Source organism: Corynebacterium halotolerans YIM 70093 = DSM 44683, from assembly GCF_000341345.1.
Lineage (GTDB): Bacteria > Actinomycetota > Actinomycetes > Mycobacteriales > Mycobacteriaceae > Corynebacterium > Corynebacterium halotolerans.
On record NC_020302.1, the window covers coordinates 404,455 to 428,501 of the forward strand.

A 24,047-nucleotide genomic window follows, 5' to 3' on the forward strand; every position below is an offset into this window, starting at 1 on the left:
GCACGCGAAAACGGCACCGGCCACAGGGGACGGTGCCGTTGGCGGGGGAGTGGGCGGGGTTACTCGTCGGTGGTGAAGGCCCGGTCGAAGGTCTCCCAGGACTGGGCGAGGTCCGCGCGCCAGTAGGGCCAGGAGTGGGTGCCCACGGGGCGGAAGTTGTAGTCGGCCGGGATGTCGAGCGAATCCAGCTTCGCCTTCAGGTGGTGGGTGCAGGCGTTGGTGCCGGCCTCGATGACCCCGCCCTCGATCTGGAGGATCGCCGAGTTGACGGAGGCGACGAGCGGGTCAGCGCCCTGCCTGGTGTAGTGGCCCGGCAGATCCGTCTCGCCGGCCAGGCCGGAGCCGTTGGAGATGTAGAGCTCGGTGCCCCGCAGGTTCTCGGCGTTGACCAGGGCGTCGTTGTAGACGTTGTAGGGGCTGCCCTGCGGTCCCCACATCTGCTCCGGTTCGCCGCCGCCGCGGTTGGTGGTCAGGCGCAGGTACTCGTACTCCAGCGGGTAGGAGGTCAGCGCGCAGCCGGAGAAGGAGCCGACGGTGTCGTAGAAGCCCTGGTTGTGCTCGGCCAGCAGCAGCGAGGAGGTCGCCGACATGGAGAAGCCGGCGATGCCGCGCTCGTTGCTGGCGCCGAGGTGCTCCTCGATCGGGCCGGGCAGCTCCTTGGTCAGGAAGGTCTCCCACATCTGCGGTTCCTTCAGGTAGCCGGTGCCCGGGGTCTCCAGCCAGTCGGTGTAGTAGGAGAATGCGCCCTCCATCGGGATGACGAGGTTGACGTTCTTGTCCTCGTAGAGATCCAGGATCGGCGAGAGGGTGATCCAGTCGTTGTCCTGCTCGGCGCCGCCGGCGCCGTTGAGCATGTAGAGCGTCGGGCGGAGCGTCGACTTGTCGGCCGCGTGGATCACGGCGACCGGGATGTCGCGGCCCATGGACGGCGAGTAGACGTTGAGCTCCTCAATCCGGCCCTCGCGGGCCGCCGGGTTCTCCGCCACCCACTCGCGGGCGACGGTGCGCCACTCGGGCGAGTTCTCGGTGACCGGCGCGGTCATCTGCGAGATGGTGGACACCGGGACGCCACCGTTGACGTCGGTGGGCGTCAGCTCCGCGGCCCCGGCGACCGGGGCGGCGAGGATCCCGCCGGTGAGGGCGAGGGCGGCGAGGGTGGGGATGACGCTACGAACAGGTTTCATGATCTCAACTAACTCTGGCTGGGGGAGCTTCAGGGGCATGTGCGGGTCCGGGGACGCCGGCCGGGAACATGCATAGCTTTCATCGTCACGCAACCTGTCCGCGTTATCAAACGGAGATAAAAGAAAGTGGCACGGATCATCAGTCCGTGCCACTTTCCCGGGGCGCCGCGGGAGGCGCTGCCGCCGCCTACTCGTCGGTGGTGAAGGCGCGGTCGAAGGTCGGCCAGGAGTCCCAGAGGTCCTGGTTCCAGTAGGTCCAGGAGTGGGTGCCGGTGGGACGGAAGTTCCAGTCCGCCGGGATGTCCAGGGAGTCCATCTTCGCCTTGAGGTTGTGGGTGCAGGTGTTGGTCGCCGCCTCGATGATGCCGCCCTCAATGATCAGGGTGGCGGCGCCGGAGGAGGCGGCGGACGGGTCAATGCCCCGCTCGATGTAGTAGCCCGGCAGGTCGGTGGCGCCGGCCAGGCCCGAGGCGTTGGAGACGTAGACCTCGCTGCCACGCAGGCCCTCGGCGTTGATCAGCGCGTCGTTGTGGTAGGTGTTCGGATCCCCCATCGGGCCCCACATCTGGTCCACGGTGCCGCCGCCGCGGTTGACGGTCAGCTCGGCCATCAGGCGGGAGACGGGGTCGGAGGTGGCGGCGCAGCCGGAGTAGGAGCCGACGGCGTCGTAGAAGCCGGGGTTGTGCTCGGCCAGCAGCAGCGCGGAGGTCGCGGACATGGACATGCCGGCGATGCCGCGCTCGTGGCTGGCGCCGAGGTACTCCTCGAGCGGGCCGGGCAGCTCCTTGGTGAGGAAGGTCTCCCACAGCTGGGAGTTGTCGAGGTAGCCGGTGCCCGGGGTCTCGCGCCAGTCGGTGTAGTAGGAGAACGCGCCCTCCATCGGGATGACCACGTTGACGTTCTTGTCCTCGTAGACGTCCAGAATCGGCGACATGGAGATCCAGTCCATGTTCTGCTCGGCGCCGCCGGCACCGTTGAGCATGTACAGGGTGGGGCGCGGCGTGGAGTTGTCCTCCGGGGTGATCACGGCGATCGGGATCTCGCGGCCCATCGACGGGGAGTACGCCTGCAGGTGCACGACCCGGTCGTTGTCCTTCGTCTTCTGGTACCAGTCGCGGGAGGCGACCTGCCTGTTCGGGGACTCCGGCTGGGTGATGGTGGCCAGTTCGGCGCCCTGGGCGACGTCGGCCGGACTGACCTCGGACGCTCCGGCGACGGGCGCGGCGATGGCGCCGGCTGCGAGGGAGAGCGCCGCGAGGGGGACTGCGAGGCTGCGGAGGATCTTCATGCTGTGGCTTCCTGGTCGTGGGGTCGATCACCGCCGGGGGTGGATGGTCCCGGCGGGCAGGGCGGGTCGGCGGCTGCCGACCGGTCGTCGCCGTCGGACTGCTGCTCGCTCAAGGGAAACATCGTGTCGGCTGGGAATGATGTTAACTGTTCACCCCCGTTTGTGTGCGGCAATGCCCGCAGGGTCACCCCTGCCGCCCGAAGGCGCGGGCGAAGGTGGGCCAGGAGTCGACGAGCGCGTCCTCCCAGTAGCCCCAGGAGTGGGTGCCGGTGGGGGTGAAGTTGTAGTCCGCGGGGATGTCGAGTGAATCCAGCTTGGCCCGCAGATCGTGGGTGCAGGTGTTGGTCGCCGCCTCGATGAGGCCGCCGACGCCCACGGTCGTCGCCACGGCGTTGGAGATCTGCGCCTCGTCGAAGTCGTCCAGCCGCGGGGAGGAGGGCATGTCCCAGTGCCCGGCCAGCCCGGAGCCGTTGGAGATGTAGAGCTCGGTGCCGCGCAGTTTCCCGGCGTTGAGCAGCGCGTCGTGGTGGCGGGCGTGGGCGGTGTCCGCCGGCCCCCACATCTGGTCGACGGTGCCGCCGCCGCGGGCGACGGTGATGGCCGCGTACAGGCGTGGCACGGGGGCGGTGGTGGAGGCGCAGCCGGAGAAGGAGCCGACGGCGTCGTAGAAGCCCGGGTTGTGCTGGGCCAGCAGCAGCGACGACGTCGCGGACATGGACATGCCGGCGATTCCGCGCTCCGGGCCAGCGCCCAGGTACTCCTCGACCGGGCCGGGCAGCTCCTTCGTCAGGAAGGTCTCCCACCGCTGCTTTCCGCCGAGCTCCGGGATCTCCTCGAGCCAGTCGGTGTAGTAGGAGAAGGCCCCGGCCATGGGGATGACCACGTTGACGTTCTTGTCGGCGTAGAAGTCCAGGACGTTGGACTGCTGAATCCAGTTCGCCCCGCCCTCACCGCCGTCGGCGCCGTTGAGCAGGTAGAGGGTGGGCGCGCCCGGCTCGGCGAGGATCACCGCCAGCGGCACGGTGCGCTCCATCGACGGCGACCAGGCCGCCAGCTCCTTCACGTGGTCGCCGGCCCCGGCCACGGCGTGCCGCCAGTACGGGGACTCGTCCGTCAGCGGCGGGACGTCCTCCGAGATGGTGGCCTGCGGGGTGTCGCCGGCGACGTCGGCGGGGGCGAGCTCGGCGGCGGCGGCCACGGGGGCGAGCGGGGCGGGCGTGCCGACGCCCGCGGCGACGACGGCTGCCGCCACCGCGGCCGTGGTTGTGAGGATTCGACGACGAAGAGTCATGGGGGAGTCTTTCCTGCTGGTCGGGTCCCCGTCCCGGGGCGGGGCGGCGGGGTTCCCACCCGAAGTTAATGCGGGAGGGCATTGCGGGAAAATCCCCGCTGCATCTGCCGCCGAAATTACTTCCGTGACAAGTGGTGGGCAAGGGAGGGAGGTGTCATAATGCGAGGCGTACGGTCTCCGTCACCGGCCCTGACACCGTAACGTTTGGGGCGGCCGACCCGTTGAAAATACTGTGGGCCGCAGGGCCGGACGCGCCCGGCGCAGTCCTCCCCGGCCCCAGGCAGCCACCCTTATGACAGAAAGAAGCCAGCCATGAACATCGCAGAGCAGATCATCGTCGCCATCAACACCGTCCTCGGCCAGCTGATCCACGTCGGCTCCTCGACCTCCTCCTACATCGCGTTGTCCCTCGGCTCGTTCTAGGAACCGGCGGCCCCGCCCCGGCGGGTCCACCACCGCAGGACATCACCCTGTCGCCCGCCCCCGGATTCGCCCCCGGGCCGCGGACGGCGGGGTGGCGTCGTTTCCGGAGACCGGTAACCGTTCACACCACGGGCGCCAGTTACGTATCCTGATAGCTGTGACTGAACATTATGACGTTGTAGTACTCGGCGCGGGCCCCGGCGGCTACGTAGCCGCCATCCGCGCAGCCCAGCTCGGCAAGAAGGTCGCCGTCGTGGAGAAGCAGTACTGGGGCGGTGTCTGCCTCAATGTCGGCTGCATTCCCTCCAAGGCGCTGCTCAAGAACGCTGAGGTTGCCCACACCTTCAACCACGAGGCGAAGACCTTCGGCATCTCCGGCGATGTCTCCTTCGACTTCGGTGTCGCCCACGACCGCTCCCGCAAGGTCTCCGGCGGCATCGTCAAGGGCGTTCACTTCCTGATGAAGAAGAACAAGATCACCGAGATCGACGGCCTCGGCTCCTTCAAGGACGAAAAGACCATCGAGATCACCGACGGCAAGGACTCCGGCAAGACCGTCACCTTCGACGACTGCATCATCGCCACCGGCTCCGTCGTCAAGTCCCTGCCCGGTGTGGAGATCGGCGGGAACGTCGTCTCCTACGAGGAGCAGATCCTGGACAAGGAGCTGCCCGAGTCGATGGTCATCGTCGGCGCCGGCGCCATCGGCATGGAATTCGCCTACGTCCTGGCCAACTACGGCGTGGACATCACCATCGTGGAGTTCATGGACCGCGTTCTGCCGAACGAGGACGCGGACATCTCCAAGGAGATCGCCAAGCAGTACAAGAAGCTCGGCGTGAAGCTGCTCACCGGCTACAAGACCACCTCCGTCAACGACAAGGGCGATGTCGTCGAGGTCGAGGTCGAGTCCAAGGACGGCAAGAAGAACGACACCCTCAAGGTCGACCGCGTCATGGTCTCCATCGGCTTCGCCCCGCGCGTCGAGGGCTTCGGCCTGGAGAACACCGGCGTCAAGCTCACCGAGCGGGGCGCCATCGAGATCGACGAGCGCATGCGCACCAACGTCGACGGCATCTACGCCATCGGTGACGTCACCGCCAAGCTGCAGCTGGCCCACGTCGCCGAGGCGCAGGGCGTTGTCGCCGCCGAGACCATCGCGGACGCCGAGACCCAGGAGCTGGGCGACTACATGATGATGCCGCGCGCGACCTTCTGCAACCCGCAGGTCGCCTCCTTCGGCTACACCGAGGAGCAGGCCCGGGAGAAGTTCTCCGACCGCGAGATCAAGGTCTCCACCTTCCCGTTCACCGCCAACGGCAAGGCCCAGGGCCTCGCCGAGCCGGCCGGCTTCGTCAAGATCGTCGCCGACGGCGAGTTCGGCGAGCTCATCGGCGCGCACATGGTCGGTGCCAACGTCTCCGAGCTCATGCCGGAGCTGGCCCTGGCCCAGCGCTTCGACCTGACCACCGAGGAGATCGGGCGCAGCGTTCACATCCACCCGACGATGTCGGAGGCCATGAAGGAGGCCGCCGAGGGCGTCATGGGTGAGATGATCAACTTCTAGGCACCATCGGCGGGCATCGACCCGCCCCGTTCCTTCCATCACCGGACAGGGGGTCTCCGACCGGAGACCCCCTGTTTCATCACTGAGGCCCCGATATCGGGGCCACCGAGGAAAGGCGCAGGGAGGACCCTCATGGGCACCATCGGAATACTGGCCGACCAGGGAAAACCGCAGCGAGAGGTCAAGGGGGTGCTCTCGAAGCTCCTCGAGGACTTCCGCGACAGCGAGAACGACGACGACATCGACGTCATGGTCGGCGAGTATCCGGGCATCGGTCGGGTGGAGTTCCGCGCCGAGACCGTCCCCATGTCCCCGGACGGTGACGTGATGCTGTCCGAGTACGCCGGGAAGATCCTGGAGATCCGGGGCTGGGACCGGATGATCTATGTGACGGACCTGCCGTTGACCGCCTGGGAGCGGCCCGTGATCAGCCAGCGGGCGGCGCACGACGACGCGGTGCTGATCAGTCTGCCCGCGCTCGGGGTCGTGGCCGCCACCCGCGCGTTGCGGCGGGAGCTGGTCAGTCTCATCGAGCACGGTGTCCCCGTCGCCGGCGTGGCCGGTCATGGCCCGGACGAGGAGGGCGAGGAGTCCGACGACTCCGCTGAGGTGCTCACCCGGGTGCTCGATCACCGCGGCCGTACCCTGCGGATGATCGCCGGGATGGTCCGCTGCAACGAGCCGAGCCGGCTGCTGTCGGTGCTGTCCAGTTCGCTGGCCGCCATGGCCGCCACGGGCGGGTTCGGTATCTTCTACGGCTCCATCTGGAACATGGCCGACGCCCTGTCGATCCCCCGGCTCCTGATGATCAGCCTGCTCGCGGTGGGCGCGTTCGGCACCTGGCTGATCATCCACAACCGGCTGTGGCAGCGTATGGGCACCCAGGAGTCCCGCTGGCGGGAAAGCATCGACAACCTGGCGACCCTGGGCACCATCGGCATGACGGTCCTGCTCATCTACGCGCTCGCGTTGGGGGTGATGCTGGTCGCCTCGGTCGCCGTGATTCCCGGCACCTACCTGGAGGATCAGCTGGGGCACGAGGTGGGCTGGTTCACCTATGTCGCCATCGCCTGGTTGAGTGCCTCCCTGGGGACCATGGCCGGCGCGCTGGGCTCGAACTTCGACCGGGACGTCGAGATCCGCAGTGCGACCTACAACCTGCGTGAGTACCAGCGCCGCATGCAGGCCGGGCACTACAACGACGAAGACGACCAGTAGCGACCGGCGCCCGCGTGCCGACGCCCGCCCCGCGCGGCGTCGACACGCGGATCAGTACGGCGCGATGGAGGAGCGGTGGGCGTCGATCTCGATCTCCTCGTGGATCGGCGGGAAGGCGCGCTGGGCGCACTTCTCCCGCGGGCAGACACGGCAGCCGGCGCCGATCGGGGTCGCGCCCGACAGGTCGTCCAGGTCCAGCCCCTCGGCGTAGACCGTGCGGTCGGCGTGGCGGGCCTCGCAGCCCAGGCCGATGGCGAAGAGCTTGCCCGTCTGCCCGAAGCGGCCCTGGTGGTGGCGCACCGTGCGCGCGATCCACAGGTAATTGCGCCCGTCCGGCATCTGGGCCAGCTGCCGCATGATCGCGCCGGGGTTGGTGAAGGTCTCGTAGAGGTTCCACAGCGGGCACGTGCCGCCCGAATGCGCCAGGTGGAAGCCGGTGGCGGACTGCCGCTTCGACATATTGCCCGCCCGGTCCACGCGCACGAAGGTGAACGGGATGCCCCGCAGGTTCGGCCGCTGCAGGGTGGACAACCGGCTGGCCACCGTCTCATAGCCGACGCCGAAGACGCTGCGCAGGTACTCGACGTCATAGCCCGAACGCTCCGCCTCCGAGTGGATGGTGCGGTACGGCAGGACGACGGCCGCCGCGAAATAGCTGGCCACACCGCGCCGGGCGAGGTTGATGGTGGCCTCGGAGGTGAAGTGCTCCTCGGCGACCAGCTCATCGATGCCGGTCCCGGCCTCGAGATAGGCCAGCTCCGCGGCCATGCGGAAGGCCCGCTGACCGGTGGTCAGCTGGCTGGCCAACTCGAGGCGCCCGGCGTCGCGGTCGAACTGGTGCAGGGTGCCGTCGAGGTCGGAGGAGGTGGAGATCTCCACGCCGTGCCGGTCCCGCAGGCGGTGGGCGAGCGCGTCCTCGGTGTCCCGGATTCCGAAGCGCTCGACGCCCAGCTCGCCGGAGATCTCCTCGGCGGTGGTGTCCAGGGCGTCGAGATAGTTCTGCCGGGCGTAGAAGAAGTCGCGCACCTCGTCGTGGGGCATCGACAGGGCCTGGTTGTTCGTCACGGGGACGTTGAGGTCGATGCGCCGGCGGGTGTCCGTGGCTATCGAGAGCTTGTCGCGCACGTTGCGGTAGCGGCGGTGCATGTCCACCATCGACCGGGCGATGGCCGGGTGGTTGTAGACCAGCTCGGACAACTCCTGCAGGTCGACGGGGGAGGGGCACAGCTCCTTGTCCGTCACGACGTCCTGGATCTCGGCCAGCAGGCGCGAGTCGTCGTCACGCGAGAAGAATGTGGCGTCCACGCCGAAGGCCTCGGTGATGCGCAGCAGCACCGGCACCGTCAGCGGGCGGACATCGTGCTCGATCTGGTTCACGTAGCTCGCGGACAACCCGAGGGTGGCCGCCAGCGAGGCCTGGCTGAGGTCACGTTCGCGGCGCAGCTGACGGAGGCGCGATCCGACGTAGGTCTTTCCCATGGCGAACATAGTAGCGTGATGATCGTCACGCAGCGATGTTTTTGCGAAGAATGTGTTGGCACATTCGCTGAAGGGGTAAATGTTGCGGCGGGAAAACTGTTGCGGGGGTAGGTCAACCGAAAGATTGACACCTAACGGGGTGAGGGGGTGCGCGCGAGGCGGAACTGGTGATCAACTTCACAGGTGGGACCGGGAACTTTACGGAAACGTTGATTCGCCCTCAAGCCTCGTGGCAGCGGCCACTTTTTTCCTGCCGGGCGCTAGGTAAGTCTAGCCTAAGCAGGGCTTTGTCGGCCTTCCGGAAGCGATTTCCTCCTCCGTTCGGGGTGGCCGGAAGTGGTCCCGGCCGGGGGTGCCGCCGTAAGGTATGAGCGACACTGGAGGTGCCATGACTGTTAAAAACGCTGACCGTGACGCAATCGTTCACGGCAAGATCACTGAGAAGCCGCTGCGTCAGCGGCCTTCCTTCCCGACCTGGGCCATCAAGCTGACCATGGCGGTCACTGGCCTGATCTTCGGACTCTACGTTCTCGTCCACATGGTCGGTAACCTGAAACTTTATATGCCGGCCCACGACGGGGTCCCCGCGCTCGACGAATACGGTACGTTCCTGCGTAGCCTGGGTACGCCGATCTTCCCGGGGGAGACCGTTCTCTGGATCTTCCGCATCGTGCTGCTGGTTTCACTGGTGCTGCACGTCTACGGGGCATTCGCGCTGACCGCCCGTGGGCGCCAGTCCCGCGGCAAGTTCCGCCGCACCAACCTCGTTGGTGGCCTCGGCGCTCTCAGCGCCCGGACCATGCTCATCTCGGGCCTGATCCTGTTGCTGTTCATCATCTTCCACATTCTGGACATGACGCTGGGTGTCGCCCCGGCGGCCTCGGAGGCCTTCGAGCACGGCGCGGTCCACGCCAACATGATCGCGTCCTTCAGCCGTTGGCCGGTGGCGATCTTCTACATCCTCGCCAACCTGGTGCTGTTCCTGCACCTGTCGCACGGTATCTGGCTCGCCGTCTCCGACCTCGGTATCACCGGCCGTCGTTGGCGCCAGATCCTGCTCGTCGTCGCCTACCTGGTGCCGGCGATCGTCGTGATCGGCAACATCGTCATGCCGCTGTCTGTCGCAGTCGGCTGGGTCAGCTAGATCAGCTAGGTCAGGGAGAGAAAGAAGAACATGAGCAACACTGAAACCGCGACCCGCGCAGAGTTCGTCCAGCCGGCCTCCGCCGTCGAGGGCGTCACTCCGGGTTCCATCCTGGACTCCGCGGAGCCCAAGGGCGTGCCGACCAAGGACATGTGGTCCTACCAGAAGGACCACATGGAGCTGGTCTCCCCGCTCAACCGCCGCAAGTTCACCGTGCTCGTGGTCGGCACCGGCCTGTCCGGCGGCGCCGCCGCAGCAGCCCTCGGTGAGCTCGGCTACAACGTGAAGGTCTTCACGTACCACGACGCCCAGCGTCGTGCGCACTCCATCGCCGCCCAGGGTGGCGTCAACTCCGCCCGCGGCAAGAAGGTCGACAACGACAGTGCATACCGCCACGTCAAGGACACCGTGAAGGGCGGCGACTACCGCTCCCGCGAGTCCGACTGCTGGCGGCTGGCCATCGAGTCCGCCCGCGTGATCGACCACATGAACGCCATCGGCGCCCCCTTCGCCCGCGAGTACGGCGGCACCCTGGCCACCCGTTCCTTCGGTGGCGTGCAGGTCTCCCGCACCTACTACACCCGCGGCCAGACGGGCCAGCAGCTGCAGCTGTCGACGGCGTCCGCGCTGACCCGCCAGATCGGTCTCGGCAACGTCGAGCTGTTCTCCCACACCGACATGGTCGACGTCATCGTCACCGAACGGGACGGCGAGAAGCGCTGCGAGGGCATCGTCACCCGCAACCTGATCACCGGCGAGCTGACCCCCTACACCGGCCACGCCGTCATCCTGGCCACCGGCGGTTACGGCAACGTGTACCACATGTCCACGCTGGCCAAGAACTCCAACGCCTCGGCCCTCATGCGGGCCTACGAGCAGGGTGCGTACTTCGCCTCCCCGTCGTTCATCCAGTTCCACCCGACGGGCCTGCCGGTCAACTCGACCTGGCAGTCCAAGACGATCCTGATGTCCGAGTCGCTGCGTAACGACGGCCGCATCTGGTCGCCGAAGGAGCCGAACGACGACCGCGACCCGAACACCATCCCGGATGAGGAGCGCGACTACTTCCTGGAGCGCCGCTACCCGGCCTTCGGTAACCTGGTCCCGCGTGACGTCGCCTCCCGTGCGATCTCCCAGCAGATCAACGCGGGTCTCGGCGTCGGACCGATGCACAACTCCGCCTACCTGGACTTCCGCGACGCCATCGAGCGCCTCGGCAAGGACACCGTGCGCGAGCGCTACTCCAACCTCTTCCAGATGTACGAGGAGGCCATCGGCGAGGATCCGTACACCACGCCGATGCGCATCGCCCCGACCTGCCACTTCACCATGGGTGGTCTGTGGACCGACTTTAACGAGATGACCTCGGTCCCGGGTCTGTTCTGCGCCGGTGAGGCCTCCTGGACCTACCACGGCGCGAACCGCCTGGGCGCGAACTCCCTGCTCTCGGGCTCGGTTGACGGCTGGTTCACCCTGCCGTTCACCATCCCGAACTACCTGGCCCCGCTGCTCGGCACCGAGAAGCTGGCCGAGGATTCCCCGGAGGCCCTCGCAGCCGTCGAACGTGCCCAGGCCCGCATCGACCGCCTGCTCAACATCACGGGCCCGAACCCGCACGGTGCGGACTACTACCACCGTCAGCTGGGCGAGATCCTCTACTTCGCCTGCGGCGTGTCCCGCAACGTGAAGGACCTCACCGAGGCCATCGGGAAGATCCGGGCCCTGCGCGAGGACTTCTGGACCAACGTCCAGGTCCCGGGCGAGCAGAACTACATGAACCAGGCCCTCGAGTACGCCGCCCGCGTGGCCGACTACATCGACCTCGGCGAGCTCATGTGCATCGACGCCCTGGACCGCGATGAGTCCTGCGGCGCCCACTACCGCGACGACCACCTGTCCGAGGACGGCGAGGCCGAGCGCGACGATGAGAACTGGTGCTTCGTCTCCGCATGGGAGCCGGCGGGCGAGGACAAGTTCGTCCGCCACGCCGAGCCCCTGTACTTCGAATCGATCCCGCTGCAGACAAGGAACTACAAGTAATGAAGCTGACTCTTGAGATCTGGCGGCAGGCCGGACCGACCCACGAGGGCGCCTTCGAGACCGTGGAGGTCCCGGACGCCGTCCCGCAGATGTCGATCCTGGAGCTGCTCGATCACGTCAACAACCGTCTCATCGAGGAGAACAAGGAGCCCTTCGCCTTCGCCTCCGACTGCCGCGAGGGCATCTGCGGCACCTGTGGTCTGATGGTCAACGGCCGCCCCCACGGCGCCGAGCAGAACAAGCCGGCCTGTCAGCAGCGCCTCGTCGGCTACAACGACGGCGACCACATCAAGCTGGAGCCGATGCGCTCCGCCGCCTACCCGGTCATCAAGGACATGGTCGTGGACCGTTCCGCCCTGGAGCGCGTCATGGAGAAGGGCGGCTACGTCTCCATCAACGCCGGCACCGCCCCGGACGCCGACACCCTCCACATGAACCACGAGACCGCCGAGCTCGCCCTCGACCACGCCGCCTGCATCGGCTGCGGCGCCTGCGTGGCGGCCTGCCCGAATGGTGCCGCCCACCTGTTCACGGGTTCGAAGCTGGTCCACCTCTCCCTCATGCCGTTGGGCAAGGAGGAGCGTGGCAAGCGTGCCCGTCAGATGGTCGACGAGCTCGAGACCAACTTCGGCCACTGCTCGCTGTACGGCGAGTGCGCCGACGTCTGCCCGGCCGGTATCCCGCTCACCGCCGTGTCCGCGGTCACGAAGGAGCGCGCCCGCGCGGCCTTCCGTGGCAAGGATGACTAGACTTGGTAGCGGAACTGAGTACGAGAGACGAAAGCGAGTAAGGCAATGAGCGCTAACAACTTTGCGATGGCCGACCAGGCATCCGAGAGCTTCCCGGATTACAGCACCAAGATCCACGACCACTACATCGAGGGCTATGAGCCGGTCAGCCTCGGCGCCCCCCACTCCTCCCTCGAGCGCACCTCCACCTGGGTGGGCATGGGTCTGGTCCTGATCTCGCTCGCCGGCTTCGGCTTCGCCATCTGGGCGCTTGGCCTCAACCTGTTCGGGCAGGGTATCTCCGGTGGTAATCCGGACCTCTACCTGATCATCGGCCTCGTCGGTGGCTTCGGCGGGCTCGCCGTCGGCTTCGGTCTCATCCGCTACGGACGCCGTTACTACCGTCAGTACAAGGAAGAGACCGGCCGCACGCACTAGGCGACCGATTCCACTCGCGTCTCCGCGCCGACTCCGCCACCCCGGAAGGGGCGGCGGAGTTTTCGCGATCCGCCCCAGGGTCCTCGGTTAGTCTGGGGCGCGTGCGCCGCAACCTCATCATCGTCCTGATCGCGCTCATCACGTTGATCACCAGCTGGAACATCCTGCAGTACGCTCTTGAACTGCTCTGATTCCGCCCGCCCCCACCGAGCCGGGGCAAGCGGCCATAATGGTTCCCATGGGTAGACACAGCTTGGTCACCGACGACACCGATGACGCCGACGACCACGACGGCCGTCCCGGTTATGACGCCGCCGACGCCTACGAAGTCGGCGCCAGCGCCGGTGCGGCGGTGGAGACACGGCCGAGACGCTCGGTCCCCGGCCCCACCCCGGAGGTGGAGGCGGAGCGCCGTCGGGCGCTGCGCAACCACAAGGCGTTCGTCACCGGCCTGCTGGTCGTCGCCGCGGCCATCTTCCTGGCCTGCAGCTGGTGGCAGTCGCAGCCGGGGGACACCCCGGCCTGGGTCGGTTACGTCCGCGCCGCCGCGGAGGCGGGCATGATCGGCGGCCTGGCCGACTGGTTCGCCGTCACCGCCCTGTTCCGCCACCCGCTGCGGATCCCGATCCCCCACACCGCGCTGATCCCGAAGAAGAAGGACCAGCTGGGGCAGGCGCTGTCCGGATTCGTCGGGGAGAACTTCCTCAACGCGGAACTGATTACGGAGAAGGTGAGCTCGGCCAATATTCCGGAGCGGATCGGCGGGTGGCTGTCCCAACCGGACAACGCCGCCAAGGTCTCCCGGGAGGCGGGGCGTCTCACCGCGAACGGGGTGCGCGCGCTCGACCCGAAGGACGCCGAGGCGATCATCAACTCCCAGCTGATCGGCCGACTCTCCGAACCGGAGTGGGGTCCGCCCGCCGGCCGCCTGCTGGAGCAGCTCATCGAGGACGGCAAGGCCGAGCCCGTCGTCGAGGAGGTCATCTCCTGGGCCCACAAAAAGGTCCTCGCCTCCGAGGACTCCGTGGTCCGCCTCATTGATGAGCGCATGCCGAACTGGGCCCCGAAGTTCGCCAAGAACCTCGTCGGCGAGCGGGTCTACCGGGAGCTCGTGTCCTGGACCGCGGCGCTCAACGAGGACCCGGATCATGAGGGCCGCCACGCCATCCGCCGTTTCCTCCACCAGCTGGCCGGGGACCTCCAACACGATCCCGCGATGATCGAGCGGGTGGAGGGCATCAAGCGCGACGTCATGGGCTCCACCCCGGTGCAGGGGGCCGCGGCCGCGATCTGGGCGTCGGCCTCCGCCTCACTCGTGGAGGCCGCGGGGGACGGGAATTCCCTGCTGCGCACCAAGATCACCGAGCTGTGCCTGACGTGGGGGACGAACATCCAGACCGACCCTGAGCTGCGGGCCAGCCTCGACAAGCGGATCACCGGTGCCGCCGCCTTCCTGGCCGAGAACTACGCCGGCGAGGTCACCGCCATCATCTCCGAGACCGTGGAGCGCTGGGACGCCGAGGAGGCCAGTGAGAAGATCGAGCTGATGGTGGGCAAGGATCTGCAGTTCATCCGGCTGAACGGAACACTCGTCGGTGCACTGGCGGGATTGGCCATTTACACTGTGAATCAGCTGTTGTTCGGCGCCTGACCCTCGTTAAGGAGCGATGACGATGACCACCGAGAACCCGAATCAGAATGCCACCGGCGACCACGGCGACAAGGACTCCCTGCTGGACAACCTGCGGGAGCCCTTCCAGGCCTGGCTGAACGCCGGCTCGCGGCTCGGGGACGTGGTCTCAGACTTCGCCGACCGCTTCCGCGACGACCGGGAGACCAGCGACAACGGTTCCGGCGCGCACGCCCGGCGCAGCGCCGTCGACGGGGAGGAAACCACCCTGGGCCGGTTCCGCGCCGCATCCCGGGAGGCCCGCGAGAAGCTGTCCGGTGCCCGGTCCACCGAGGAACTGAAGTCGGCCACCTCCTCCTTCGCGGGCCACGCCGAGGACATCATCCGTGACGTCGCGGGCAGCGCTCGCCGTGCCGCCGACGAGACGCGCCACTCCTCCTCGGTCGACGAGGCCAAGGACGCCTTCTCCCGCGCCGTCGGCTCCGTGCGGGAGTCCTTCGACGAGACCGTCGAGGCCGTGCGTGCCCGCCGTGCCGAGTCCGGCTCCGGCGGCTCCGGCGACACCGGTGACGACGCCGACGGACTGATCGCCGATCTGCGCCAGCGTCTCGATGACCTCATCGACCGGGCCAGCACCATCGGGGGTGGCGAGACCAAGGCGTCGACTACGGGACCGTCGGCCGACCCGGATATCATTGAGGGAGAGGTCATCTCTGACGACAGCACCGACAAACCCGACAAGGACAACTGACCCCCGACATGCTCAGCAACACTCTGCTCACCACCTACGGCTTCTTCGAAACGTTCCTCTACCTGGCCGTCGGCCTCGCCGGCGTGGTGGGCGCGCTCATGGCGGGCACCACCCGGGACGACGCCTACGAGGCCGGCGACCGGCAGTCGAAGTGGATCTGGGTGGCCATCCTCGTGGCCTCCGCGTTCGCGGTGATCACGGGAATACCGTTCCTCTCCTGGGCCGGCATGGTGGCCATCGGCATCTACTGGTTCGACGTGCGCCCCCACCTGCGGTCCCTGCTCAGCGGCAACTACGGCTGGTAGATGGACGACCTGACCTGGCTGGCGGGCACGGTCGACCTGACGCTCCTCACGCCCGACGCCACCGCGGACCGGGTGCGCGGCGGCGTTGCCACGGTGCGTGAGCAGGGGCTCCACGGTCTGGTCGTCGCCCCCTCCCACCTGCCGCTGATCCCGGCGGACGTGACCGCGGTCGCCGTGGTGGGATTTCCCACCGGCCGTCACCACACCCTGGTCAAGGCCGCTGAGGCGCGGTTGGCCGTCGAGACAGGCGCCACAGAGATCTGGTTGACTGTCGACGCCGCCGTCGAGGATCCGAATGCGCTGCTCGCGGAGATCGTCGCAGTGCGTGAGGCGGTGCCGCCCCCCGTGAACCTGGGCGTGATCGTCGAGGCCCCCGCCCGCGCGGACGTCACCCCCGTGTGCCGGGCGGCGCAGCTGGCGGGGGCGGAGCGTCTGGTCACCGCCACCGGCTGGCACCCCGCGGGAACAACGGGCACGGACATGGCGGTCACCGTGGGCAGCTGCGCCGGTTTTCTCCCTGTCACGGCGGTGGGTGCCGCACCCTCCCTGGCCGAGGCCGTGGACTGGCTCGACTCCGGCGCGGACCGGCTGGCGCTCGCGGGTGTCGGGGCGCTGCTGTCCCGGGCCGGGGAGTAGAAGACCGGAGGGTCCGGAGTGCGCGGCCGCGCACTCCGGACCCTCACGCGTTTCAGCTGTCGGGCGGAACGGTCAGGACGCCGGAATCTGCCCGCCCTGGCCGGTCAGATTGTTGAGGTTGACGTTCTCGCCCACCACGCGGATGCGCACGCCGCCGTCGATGACCTCGAACTGCTCGACGCCGAGCTGACCGACCTGCTCGCTCACGCCATCCTGCAGGGCCTGGGTGATGCCGTCGGCCACCTGGGCGGGCAGGTCGAAGCCGAAGAGGGAGGCGTTGGTCGCCTCGAAGGTCAGCTGCCCGTCGACGGGGACCGGCTGGAGCGTGAGCACCGCGGCACCGCCGGTGAACTCGACGTCGAGGGCGGATTCCTCCACGTTGGCCGTGATGTCGGTGATCGTGACGAGCTCCTGCAGGAAACCGGCCGCGCCGGAGGCGTCGCCCTGCTGCTCGGCCATCTGACGCTGAATGATGGCCAGCAGGAACTCCTCGGGCACCTCGGTGGTGGTCGTGAGCGTGCCGGCGACCGGGTTGTCGGGGTCCGAGATGGAGAGGTCGTCGATGTCGATGACCGCCGCGGGCTGGCCGGTGATCTCGGGCAGCGCGGAGTCGCCGCCGGGGTAGGTGATCTCGAGGGTCGACGGGGTGGTCACGTTCACCTCGTTGATCGAGCCGCCCAGAATGGAGAACACCAGCGGGGTGGGACCGAAGGAGATGGTCGGTTCCTCCTCGACGGTGACCCCGGATTCCTCCGCCTGCTGGTTGAAGCTGTCGCGCAGCTGTTGGCCGATGAACCAGCGCAGGCCGAACTCGGCGACGAGGACGATCAGGAGGATCGCCACGAGGACGCCGAGGAGGATCTTCCAGAGTACGGAGGTCGATGATCTAGCCACGGCCCCAGTGTCCCCCATCCGGGTCACCCGCCGCCAGCCTCCCGGGATACCGACAGCATTCTCACAGCTCAGGGTCGACGGCCGACCAGGGCACCGTCAGCAGGTTGTCGCGCACGCGCCGGCGGATGGGGGCCAGCGGCACGCCTTCCGCGCGCAGCAGCATCCGGGCCTGGCGCCAGCGGATGCGCGGGCCGTAGGCACCGAAGGCCACGGACCGGTCCCAGGCCTCGTCGGCGCGGAGGAGCAGGGTGTGGATGCGCTCGCCGGGGGTGTTGCGGTGGATGAGGACCTTCGGCAGGCGCTCGGCCAGCTGGGAGGGGCGGGTGACGTCGAAGGGATCCCACGCCAGGGTCAGGGAGACCGGGCCGCGCTGGTCCAGCAGCACCCATGCAGCGCGTCTGCCCAGCTCATCGCAGGTCCCCTCGACCAGTAGTCCGCCGGGGGCCAGCCGGGCCTGCACCGTCGACCAGGCCTGCCGCACCTGCTCCACGTCGTACTGGCGCAGCACGTTGAAGGCGCGGACCAGGTGCGGGCGGTGGCCGGCCAGCTCGAAGCCGCCGAGCTCGAAGCGGACCCCGTCCCGGGGCGGCAGCACCCGGGCCGGGTCGATCTCGAGGCCGACCACGGCGACGTCGTCACGCACTGCGCGCAGGCGCCTGGCCCACTCGACGGTCGTGGTGTGCGAGGCGCCGTAGCCGACGTCGACGGCGAGCGGGGCGCGGGCGTCGCGAAGCAGGGCGATCACGCGCGGGTGGTGCACCATCCAGCGGTCGGAGCGGCGCAGGCGGTTGTAGCCGGTGGTGCCACGGGTGATGACGCCGAATGGCCGACCACGCCCGAATTCTGCGCGCAGATTGTGGGCGTGATCGGCCATGGGGACAGCAGTGGAGAAATCAGGCGTTCGCCGGGTTTTCGGAGATCCAGGTGTCGGTGAGCTCACCCTCCTGGTTGAACAGCTCGCCGAGGGCGTCGGCGACCTTCGGCTCGATGGCCGGGCCCATGAACGGGATGTTCACGGAGACCTCGTTGGCGTAGGCCAGGGTGGTGGTCTCGCCCTCGCCGGTCAGGGTGATGTCGCCGGAGAAATCGACCGGGGTGCCCTTGACGTCGGCGTTGTAGGTGATGTGGGCGTTACCGTCGGTCAGCGGGCCGACGGTGACCACGCGCTTGACCTTCAGCGCCTGGGAGATCATGGCGCGCACGGCCTCGGGGAGGATCTCCAGCGGCAGCACCTCGAAGAGGGTGACGACGGCGCCGCCGTCGGTGGCGGAGAATTCGGCGACCTCGCCGGCCTCGGGGGAGAGGTTCGCGACGTTGTACGCCCAGTAGTCGGCGTTGGTCAGGGCAGCGTGGACCTTCTCGGCCGGCTGGTTGATGGTTACGGTGTTCTCACTGCGGGTTGCCATGGCTAACAGACTACCGTTAATGGTGTGATCGACTCATCTCTGACCCCGCACGTTCTCGAGCGCCTCGCCGCCATCGACGGCACCACCCTCGACGACACCGTCACGTTCTCCGAGCTGACCACACTCCGCCTGGGCGGACGGCCCCGCGCCGCTGTACGCTGCGCCACCGCGGAGGCGGTCGTCGAGACGGTGGCGCTTCTCGACGCCGCGGGCATCCCGCTGCTGGTCACCGGCGGCGGCTCCAACCTGGTGGTCGCCGACGGCAATCTGGACCTGGCCGCCGTCATCGTCGAGAACGACTCCCTGGACGTGGACACCACGACGGGTCTGGTGCGCGCCGGTGCCGGGGCGGTGTGGGACGACGTGGTCGCCGCGGCCGTCGACGCCGGGCTGGGCGGCATCGAGTGCCTGTCCGGCATCCCCGGTTCGGCCGGCGCCACCCCGGTGCAGAACGTCGGCGCCTACGGCGCGGAAATCTCGGACGTGCTCACCCGCGTGCGCCTGTTCGAGCGCGGCACCGGCGTGGTGGAGTGGGTGTCCGCCGACTCGCTGGAGCTGGCCTACCGCTGGTCCAACCTGAAGTTCACGGGGAGGGCCGTGGTGCTCGAGGTCGAGCTGCAGCTGCGGACCGACGGGCGGAGCGCACCCCTGCGCTTCGGCCAGCTGGCCCGCCGGCTCGGGGCGACCGGGGACGGCGAGCGCCGGCCCGTCGCCGAGGTCCGTGAGCAGGTCCTCGAGCTGCGCCGCGGCAAGGGCATGGTCCTCGAACCGGATGACCACGACACCTGGTCGGCCGGCTCCTTCTTCACCAACCCGGTGGTCGACTCGACGCTGGTCGACGCCGTGCAGGACAAGGTGCGCGTCTCGCGCGGGGAGGAGGACGCCGAGCGGATGCCGCGTTTCGACGCCGGCGAGGGCCGCGAGAAGCTCTCCGCGGCCTGGCTGATCGAGCGCGCGGGCTTCCCGCGCGGCTTCCCGTCCGAGGACGCCGCGGTCCGGCTGTCCACCAAGCACACGCTGGCGCTGACGAACCGGGGGACGGCGGTGACCGACGATCTCGTGGAGCTGGCGCGCACCGTGCGCGACGGGGTGCGCTCAGCCTTCGACGTGACCCTGGTGCCCGAGCCGGTGTGGGTGGGCGTGTCGATCGACTGAGGCCGGGAATCGACCTCAGCGCCGGATGACCGCCGTCTGGACCAGCCGGTCGTGGAGACCCTGCATCTGCGGGGCGGCGAAGATGCTGATGAAGATGACAATTCCTAGGACAGTGGTGGCCCAGCCCACGTAGGGGACCGCGGTGAACAGGACCCACGCGTTGCGCAGCAGCGTCTGCGGCGCGGCCACCGCAGAACCGTCGCGTCTGACCACCCGGATGCCCAGCAGACGTTTGCCCACGGTCTGCATACCCGTCAACTGGAGAAGCGACAGGTAGAGCCACAGGACGGGGGCGGTGATGGCGTTCGCCGCGGGGGAGGCGACGTCGATGCTGCCGACGAACAGGCTGATGATCCCGGACATGACGATGGCGACCAGGCTGGCGTCGATGATCCAGGCCGCCAGGCGGGACCAGGGGCCGGCAGGCACCATCCCGTCGACAACCCGGTCGCCACTGCCCATGAAGGTCCGATTGGCGAAGGGCGTGGCGTTGGTCGGACCCTCGGTGCGAGGGGTGGGGTTATAGGGATTATCAGGGTCGGGGGCGCGCGGATCCGGGATGTGCATGACGTGCTCTTCCTGTCCTACGACTCACTTGAGGTGGACTATAGGGCGGATCGCTGGGGAACACCATGCCTCTGGAGTGGGTGGTGGGGTGGGGCCGGTTGGGGTCTGTTCCTCCACACGTTTCTTTCCGGAAGGCGGCCAGCGGGAGCTCAGCGTGTGGAGAAAGGTGCGCGTGGTCCCTGGGCTGGTGAATAGCGTGCGTTCTTCCACACGTTTCAGTCGGAAACCCTGCCAGCGGGAGCTCAGCGTGTGGAGAAAAGCGCACGTGGTCTCTGGGCTGGTGAATACCGTGCGTTCTTCCACACGCTCCAGTCAGAAACCCTGCCGACGGGTCTCACCGTGTGGAGAAAGGTGCGCCTGGTCGCCGAGCCGGTGAATAGCGTGCGTTCTTCCGCACGCTCCAGTCAGAAACCCTGCTGGCGGGAGCTCGGCGTGTGGAGAAAAGCGCACGTGGTCCCTGGGCTGGTGAATACCGTGCGTTCTTCCACACGTTTCAGTCGGAAACCCTGCCGGCGGGAGCTCGGCGTGTGGAGAAAAGCGCACGTGGTCCCTGGGCTGGTGAATAGCGTGCGTTCTTCCACACGTTTCAGTCGGAAACCCTGCCGACGAGAGCTCACCGTGTGGACGAAAGCGCGCCCCCAGAACCTCCCGCCCCAAACAACAAAAATTCCCCTCGGTCCACACTCCGAGGGGGGAATCAGGCCGGCGGTCAATTCGCCGGAAACAACCGGGCGGCGGCTAGCTCTGCCTCTCCAGCAGCTTCATCAGGTCATCCTTGACCTCGCGGCGGCGGATCTTGCCCATCTGGTCCCGGGCGAGTTCCTCGAAGTGGTAGAAGGTGCGCGGGACCTTGTAGCGGGTCAGGCGTTCGCGGGCGAACTCCTTGAGCCCCTCCGGGTCCAGGACCGCCCCCTCCGCCAGGGTGATGCAGGCGACGACGTTCTCGGAGCCGTCCTCGCGCGGGGTACCGACGACCGCGACGTCCTCGACGTCGGGGTGCTCGCGCAGCGCCTCCTCGACCTCCGCTGGGTAGACATTGAAGCCACCGGTGATGATGACCTCCTTGATGCGGGCCACCAGACGGATGAAGCCGTCCTCCTCCATCACGCCGACATCGCCCGTGCGGTACCAGCCGTCATGGAAGCTGGCCTCCGTGGCCTCCGGCTGGTTGAGGTAACCCTGGAACACCTGCGGGCCCCGCACCAGGATCTCACCCTCCTCGCCGTCGGGTACGGCCACATCGAGGTTCTCCGGGTCGACAATGCGGATCTCGGTGTCGGGGAAGGGGACACCCACATAACCGGGGCGTCGCTTGGTGCTCATGGGGTTGCCCACGATGATCGGGGAGCATTCGGTCAGGCCGTAGCCCTCCACGAGCAGGCCACCCGTGAACTTCTCCCAGCGCTCGACGGTGGACACCGGCAGTGTGGAGGCGCCGGAGAAGGAGTTGCGGATGCCGGAGATGTCGATGTTGTCCTTCTCGGCGGCCTCCACGATCTTCTCGTAGAGGGTGGGAACTCCCGGCAGCCAGGTGGGCGTGTGCTTCTTCATCACGTCCATGATCAGCGGGATGCGCGGCGCCGGCAGCAGGACCATCTCGCCGCCGATGTAGACCGACAGGGTGCCGACCATGGTCAGACCGTAGGCGTGGAACATCGGCAGTGCGGCGAGCATCCGTTCATCCTGCTCGCCCAGTCCCGGCACCCACGCCTTGCCCTGCAGCATGTTCGCGAACAGGTTGCCGTGGGAGAGCTGGGCGCCCTTCGGGGCGCCGGTGGTGCCGGAGGTGTAGAGGATCAGCGCGATGGAGTCCTTGGTCACCGACGGCTCGGAGACGACGTCCCCGCCGTCCCCGCCGATGGCGGAACCTATGAGCGCCTCCCAGGGAACCGTGTTCGGGGCCGGGGCGGACAGCGCCTCGCGGGACTCGCGGGCCTTCTTGAGCGGCAGCTTCAGGGCGAACTGCTGCAGCTTCGGCATCGCCTCGATCATGTTGACCGAGATGATCGTCTCCAGGGAGGTCGTCCCACGCAGCTTCTCCAGGGTCGGGGCCGCCTTGTCCCAGGCGATGACCACCCGGGCGCCGTGGTCGGCGAAGGGCGCCTGCAGCTCGTGGGCGGTGTAGAGCGGGTTGTGCTCGACGACGGTCGCACCCAGCTTCAGCACCGCGTAGAACGCGGCGATGTGCTGCGGGCAGTTCGGCAGCACGATGGCCACCTTGTCGCCCGGCCGCACCCCGAAGGCCCGCAGTCCGGCGGCGGCGCGGCGGACCTGGCGGTCGAGTTCGGCGTAGGTCTGGGAGCGACCGAAGAACCAGGTGGCGGACTTCTCGGCGTTGATCGCCAGGTTGTTGTCGTAGACGTCGAGCAGCGTCGTGTCTTCGTAGTCGAGGGAGTGGGGCGTCCATTCACCGTAGTGCTGAAGCCAGGACTTGTTCTCGAATGCCGACATGAAACGTCCTTCCACGCGTGCTCGCTTACGCGTTCGTAGGTTCTTGGCTGCCTGCCAGTATAACGACGGGGCGGAGGTGCCGAGAGGCTGCTGAGGAACGGCGCACACTTACGATGGTCTCATGCGCATCGCGATGATCTCCATGCACACCTCGCCGCTCGAACAACCTGGCAGCGGCGACGCCGGTGGCATGAATGTCTACGTCCTCAACACCGCCACCCATCTGGCACGCCAGGGGGTGGAGGTGGACATCTACACCCGCGCCACCCGGCCCAGTCAGGGAGAGGTCGTCGAGGTGGAGGAGAATCTGCGCGTGATCAACATCGTCGCCGGCCCCTACGAGGGGCTGGCGAAGGAGGCGCTGCCCACCCAGCTGGCGGCCTTCGCCGGCGGGATCGTCCTCTTCGGGAAGTGTCACGACCTGGATTACGACCTCATCCACTCCCACTACTGGCTCTCCGGTCAGGTGGGTTGGCTGTTGCGCGATCTGTGGGAGGCCCCCCTGGTCCACACCGCGCACACCCTGGCGGCGGTGAAGAACGCCTACCGGAGTGCCGACGACTCACCCGAGTCCGAGGCCCGCCGTATCTGCGAGCAGCAGCTGGTCGACAACGCCGATCTGCTGGTCGTCAACACGCACGAGGAGACCAACGACCTGGTCCAGCACTACGACGCCGACCCTGAGCACGTGGTCGTCGTCTCGCCGGGCGCCGACACCGAGCTGTTCACCCCCGGCAACGACCGGGCCACCGAGCGTTCGCGGCGCGAGCTGGGGGTGCCGTTGCACGCCAAGGTCGTCGCCTTCATCGGCCGGCTCCAGGAGTTCAAGGGCCCGCAGGTGCTCATCCGGGCCGTCGCCGAGCTGCTGGCCCGGGAACCGGACCGCAATCTGCGGGTGCTCATCTGCGGCGGCCCCTCGGGGGCCCACGCCACCCCCGAGCAGTACCTCGACCTGGCCCGCGATCTGGGGGTGGAACGACGCATCCGCTTCCTCGAGCCGCGTCCGCCGGAGGAACTCGTCTCGGTCTACCGCGCCGCGGACATCATCGCGGTGCCCAGCTACAACGAATCCTTCGGGCTGGTCGCGATGGAGGCGCAGTCCACCGGCACGCCGGTGATCGCCGCGCGCGTCGGCGGGCTGCCGATCGCCGTCGCGGAGGGGGAGACAGGCCTGCTCGTCGACGGCCACGGCGTCGGCGACTGGGCCGACGCCATCGCGCAGCTGCTCGATGATGACGACACCCGGATCCGGATGGGGGAGGACGCCGTGGGGCACGCCGCCAGCTTCTCCTGGTCCGCCTCCGCGACCCAGCTGGCCTCGGTGTACTCGGAGGCGCTGTCCATCGAGATCCCCGACTGCCACGGTCGGCGGGCCAGCGGGAGGTGACGCCCCGGGTGGGGGACTTCCGCTGGTTGGGGCAGCGGGAGAGGGGCCGAAGTGGCATATTGGAG

21 protein-coding genes are annotated in these 24,047 nt (G+C 68.0%); 12 read left to right on the forward strand and 9 right to left on the reverse strand.

Annotated elements, in window-relative coordinates; genetic code table 11:
• Positions 1-59: 59 nt before the first annotated feature.
• From A605_RS01895 to A605_RS01905, 3 genes are all read right to left on the reverse strand, one after another.
• The gene (locus A605_RS01895) at positions 60-1,184 is read right to left on the reverse strand and encodes an alpha/beta hydrolase (RefSeq protein WP_015399812.1); all 1,125 of its coding nucleotides are present in this window, start codon (positions 1,182-1,184) and stop codon (positions 60-62) included.
• 187 nt (positions 1,185-1,371) lie between these two features.
• The gene (locus A605_RS01900; RefSeq protein WP_015399813.1) at positions 1,372-2,472 is read right to left on the reverse strand and encodes an alpha/beta hydrolase; all 1,101 of its coding nucleotides are present in this window, start codon (positions 2,470-2,472) and stop codon (positions 1,372-1,374) included.
• 184 nt (positions 2,473-2,656) lie between these two features.
• On the reverse strand, positions 2,657-3,763 hold the full coding sequence (locus tag A605_RS01905; RefSeq protein WP_027004212.1) for an alpha/beta hydrolase: 1,107 nt from the start codon (positions 3,761-3,763) through the stop codon (positions 2,657-2,659).
• Between the two features lie 580 nt (positions 3,764-4,343).
• Here A605_RS01905 and lpdA point away from each other — a divergent pair.
• Together lpdA and A605_RS01915 are read left to right on the forward strand one after the other, a co-directional pair.
• Complete coding sequence (lpdA, locus tag A605_RS01910; RefSeq protein WP_015399815.1) at positions 4,344-5,753, forward strand: dihydrolipoyl dehydrogenase; 1,410 nt, start codon at positions 4,344-4,346, stop codon at positions 5,751-5,753.
• A gap of 132 nt (positions 5,754-5,885) precedes the next feature.
• On the forward strand, positions 5,886-6,971 hold the full coding sequence (locus tag A605_RS01915; protein WP_015399816.1) for a hypothetical protein: 1,086 nt from the start codon (positions 5,886-5,888) through the stop codon (positions 6,969-6,971).
• Between the two features lie 51 nt (positions 6,972-7,022).
• On the opposite strand, the gene ramB is transcribed toward A605_RS01915, so the two are convergent.
• The gene (gene ramB, locus A605_RS01920; protein WP_015399817.1) at positions 7,023-8,450 is read right to left on the reverse strand and encodes an acetate metabolism transcriptional regulator RamB; all 1,428 of its coding nucleotides are present in this window, start codon (positions 8,448-8,450) and stop codon (positions 7,023-7,025) included.
• A 388-nt stretch (positions 8,451-8,838) separates the two neighbouring features.
• Here ramB and A605_RS01925 point away from each other — a divergent pair, with 388 nt between their 5' ends.
• The 8 genes from A605_RS01925 to A605_RS01960 all read left to right on the forward strand — a co-directional run bounded on the left by A605_RS01925 (position 8,839) and on the right by A605_RS01960 (position 16,122).
• Positions 8,839-9,594, forward strand: a complete 756-nt coding sequence (locus A605_RS01925; RefSeq protein ID WP_015399818.1) for a succinate dehydrogenase cytochrome b subunit — start codon at positions 8,839-8,841, stop codon at positions 9,592-9,594.
• Positions 9,595-9,624: 30 nt separating this feature from the next.
• Positions 9,625-11,634 (forward strand): fumarate reductase/succinate dehydrogenase flavoprotein subunit, encoded by a 2,010-nt coding sequence (locus A605_RS01930; RefSeq protein ID WP_015399819.1) that lies wholly within the window; start codon positions 9,625-9,627, stop codon positions 11,632-11,634.
• The gene (locus tag A605_RS01935) at positions 11,634-12,383 is read left to right on the forward strand and encodes a succinate dehydrogenase/fumarate reductase iron-sulfur subunit (protein ID WP_015399820.1); all 750 of its coding nucleotides are present in this window, start codon (positions 11,634-11,636) and stop codon (positions 12,381-12,383) included. Before A605_RS01930 ends, A605_RS01935 begins: the two co-directional genes overlap by 1 nt.
• A 66-nt stretch (positions 12,384-12,449) precedes the next feature.
• A complete protein-coding gene (locus A605_RS01940; RefSeq protein WP_015399821.1) occupies positions 12,450-12,800 on the forward strand; it encodes a hypothetical protein in 351 nt (116 codons plus the stop codon).
• A 238-nt stretch (positions 12,801-13,038) separates the two neighbouring features.
• Complete coding sequence (locus tag A605_RS01945; protein ID WP_081602067.1) at positions 13,039-14,451, forward strand: DUF445 domain-containing protein; 1,413 nt, start codon at positions 13,039-13,041, stop codon at positions 14,449-14,451.
• A gap of 16 nt (positions 14,452-14,467) precedes the next feature.
• Positions 14,468-15,181 carry a CGLAU_01105 family protein gene (locus A605_RS01950; RefSeq protein ID WP_015399823.1) on the forward strand — a complete coding sequence of 238 codons (714 nt, stop codon included), beginning with the start codon at positions 14,468-14,470 and terminating at the stop codon, positions 15,179-15,181.
• Between the two features lie 8 nt (positions 15,182-15,189).
• Positions 15,190-15,486: a DUF2516 family protein gene (locus tag A605_RS01955; RefSeq protein ID WP_015399824.1), complete on the forward strand. Its 297-nt coding sequence runs from the start codon at positions 15,190-15,192 to the stop codon at positions 15,484-15,486.
• Complete coding sequence (locus A605_RS01960; RefSeq protein ID WP_015399825.1) at positions 15,487-16,122, forward strand: deoxyribose-phosphate aldolase; 636 nt, start codon at positions 15,487-15,489, stop codon at positions 16,120-16,122.
• Positions 16,123-16,194: 72 nt separating this feature from the next.
• Here the strand turns inward: A605_RS01960 and A605_RS01965 are convergent, their stop codons facing one another.
• From A605_RS01965 to A605_RS01975, 3 genes are all read right to left on the reverse strand, one after another.
• On the reverse strand, positions 16,195-17,016 hold the full coding sequence (locus A605_RS01965) for an LmeA family phospholipid-binding protein (protein ID WP_027004217.1): 822 nt from the start codon (positions 17,014-17,016) through the stop codon (positions 16,195-16,197).
• A 61-nt stretch (positions 17,017-17,077) separates the two neighbouring features.
• Positions 17,078-17,890 (reverse strand): hypothetical protein, encoded by an 813-nt coding sequence (locus tag A605_RS01970; RefSeq protein ID WP_015399827.1) that lies wholly within the window; start codon positions 17,888-17,890, stop codon positions 17,078-17,080.
• Positions 17,891-17,909: 19 nt separating this feature from the next.
• Positions 17,910-18,422 (reverse strand): DUF2505 domain-containing protein, encoded by a 513-nt coding sequence (locus A605_RS01975; protein WP_015399828.1) that lies wholly within the window; start codon positions 18,420-18,422, stop codon positions 17,910-17,912.
• Positions 18,423-18,446: 24 nt separating this feature from the next.
• Here A605_RS01975 and A605_RS01980 point away from each other — a divergent pair, with 24 nt between their 5' ends.
• A complete protein-coding gene (locus A605_RS01980; protein WP_015399829.1) occupies positions 18,447-19,577 on the forward strand; it encodes a UDP-N-acetylmuramate dehydrogenase in 1,131 nt (376 codons plus the stop codon).
• Between the two features lie 15 nt (positions 19,578-19,592).
• On the opposite strand, the gene A605_RS01985 is transcribed toward A605_RS01980, so the two are convergent.
• Together A605_RS01985 and A605_RS01990 are read right to left on the reverse strand one after the other, a co-directional pair.
• On the reverse strand, positions 19,593-20,144 hold the full coding sequence (locus A605_RS01985) for an RDD family protein (RefSeq protein ID WP_015399830.1): 552 nt from the start codon (positions 20,142-20,144) through the stop codon (positions 19,593-19,595).
• Positions 20,145-20,882: 738 nt separating this feature from the next.
• Complete coding sequence (locus A605_RS01990; protein WP_015399831.1) at positions 20,883-22,595, reverse strand: long-chain-fatty-acid--CoA ligase; 1,713 nt, start codon at positions 22,593-22,595, stop codon at positions 20,883-20,885.
• 121 nt (positions 22,596-22,716) lie between these two features.
• Here A605_RS01990 and mshA point away from each other — a divergent pair, with 121 nt between their 5' ends.
• The gene (gene mshA, locus A605_RS01995; RefSeq protein ID WP_015399832.1) at positions 22,717-23,982 is read left to right on the forward strand and encodes a D-inositol-3-phosphate glycosyltransferase; all 1,266 of its coding nucleotides are present in this window, start codon (positions 22,717-22,719) and stop codon (positions 23,980-23,982) included.
• Positions 23,983-24,047 lie beyond the last annotated feature (65 nt).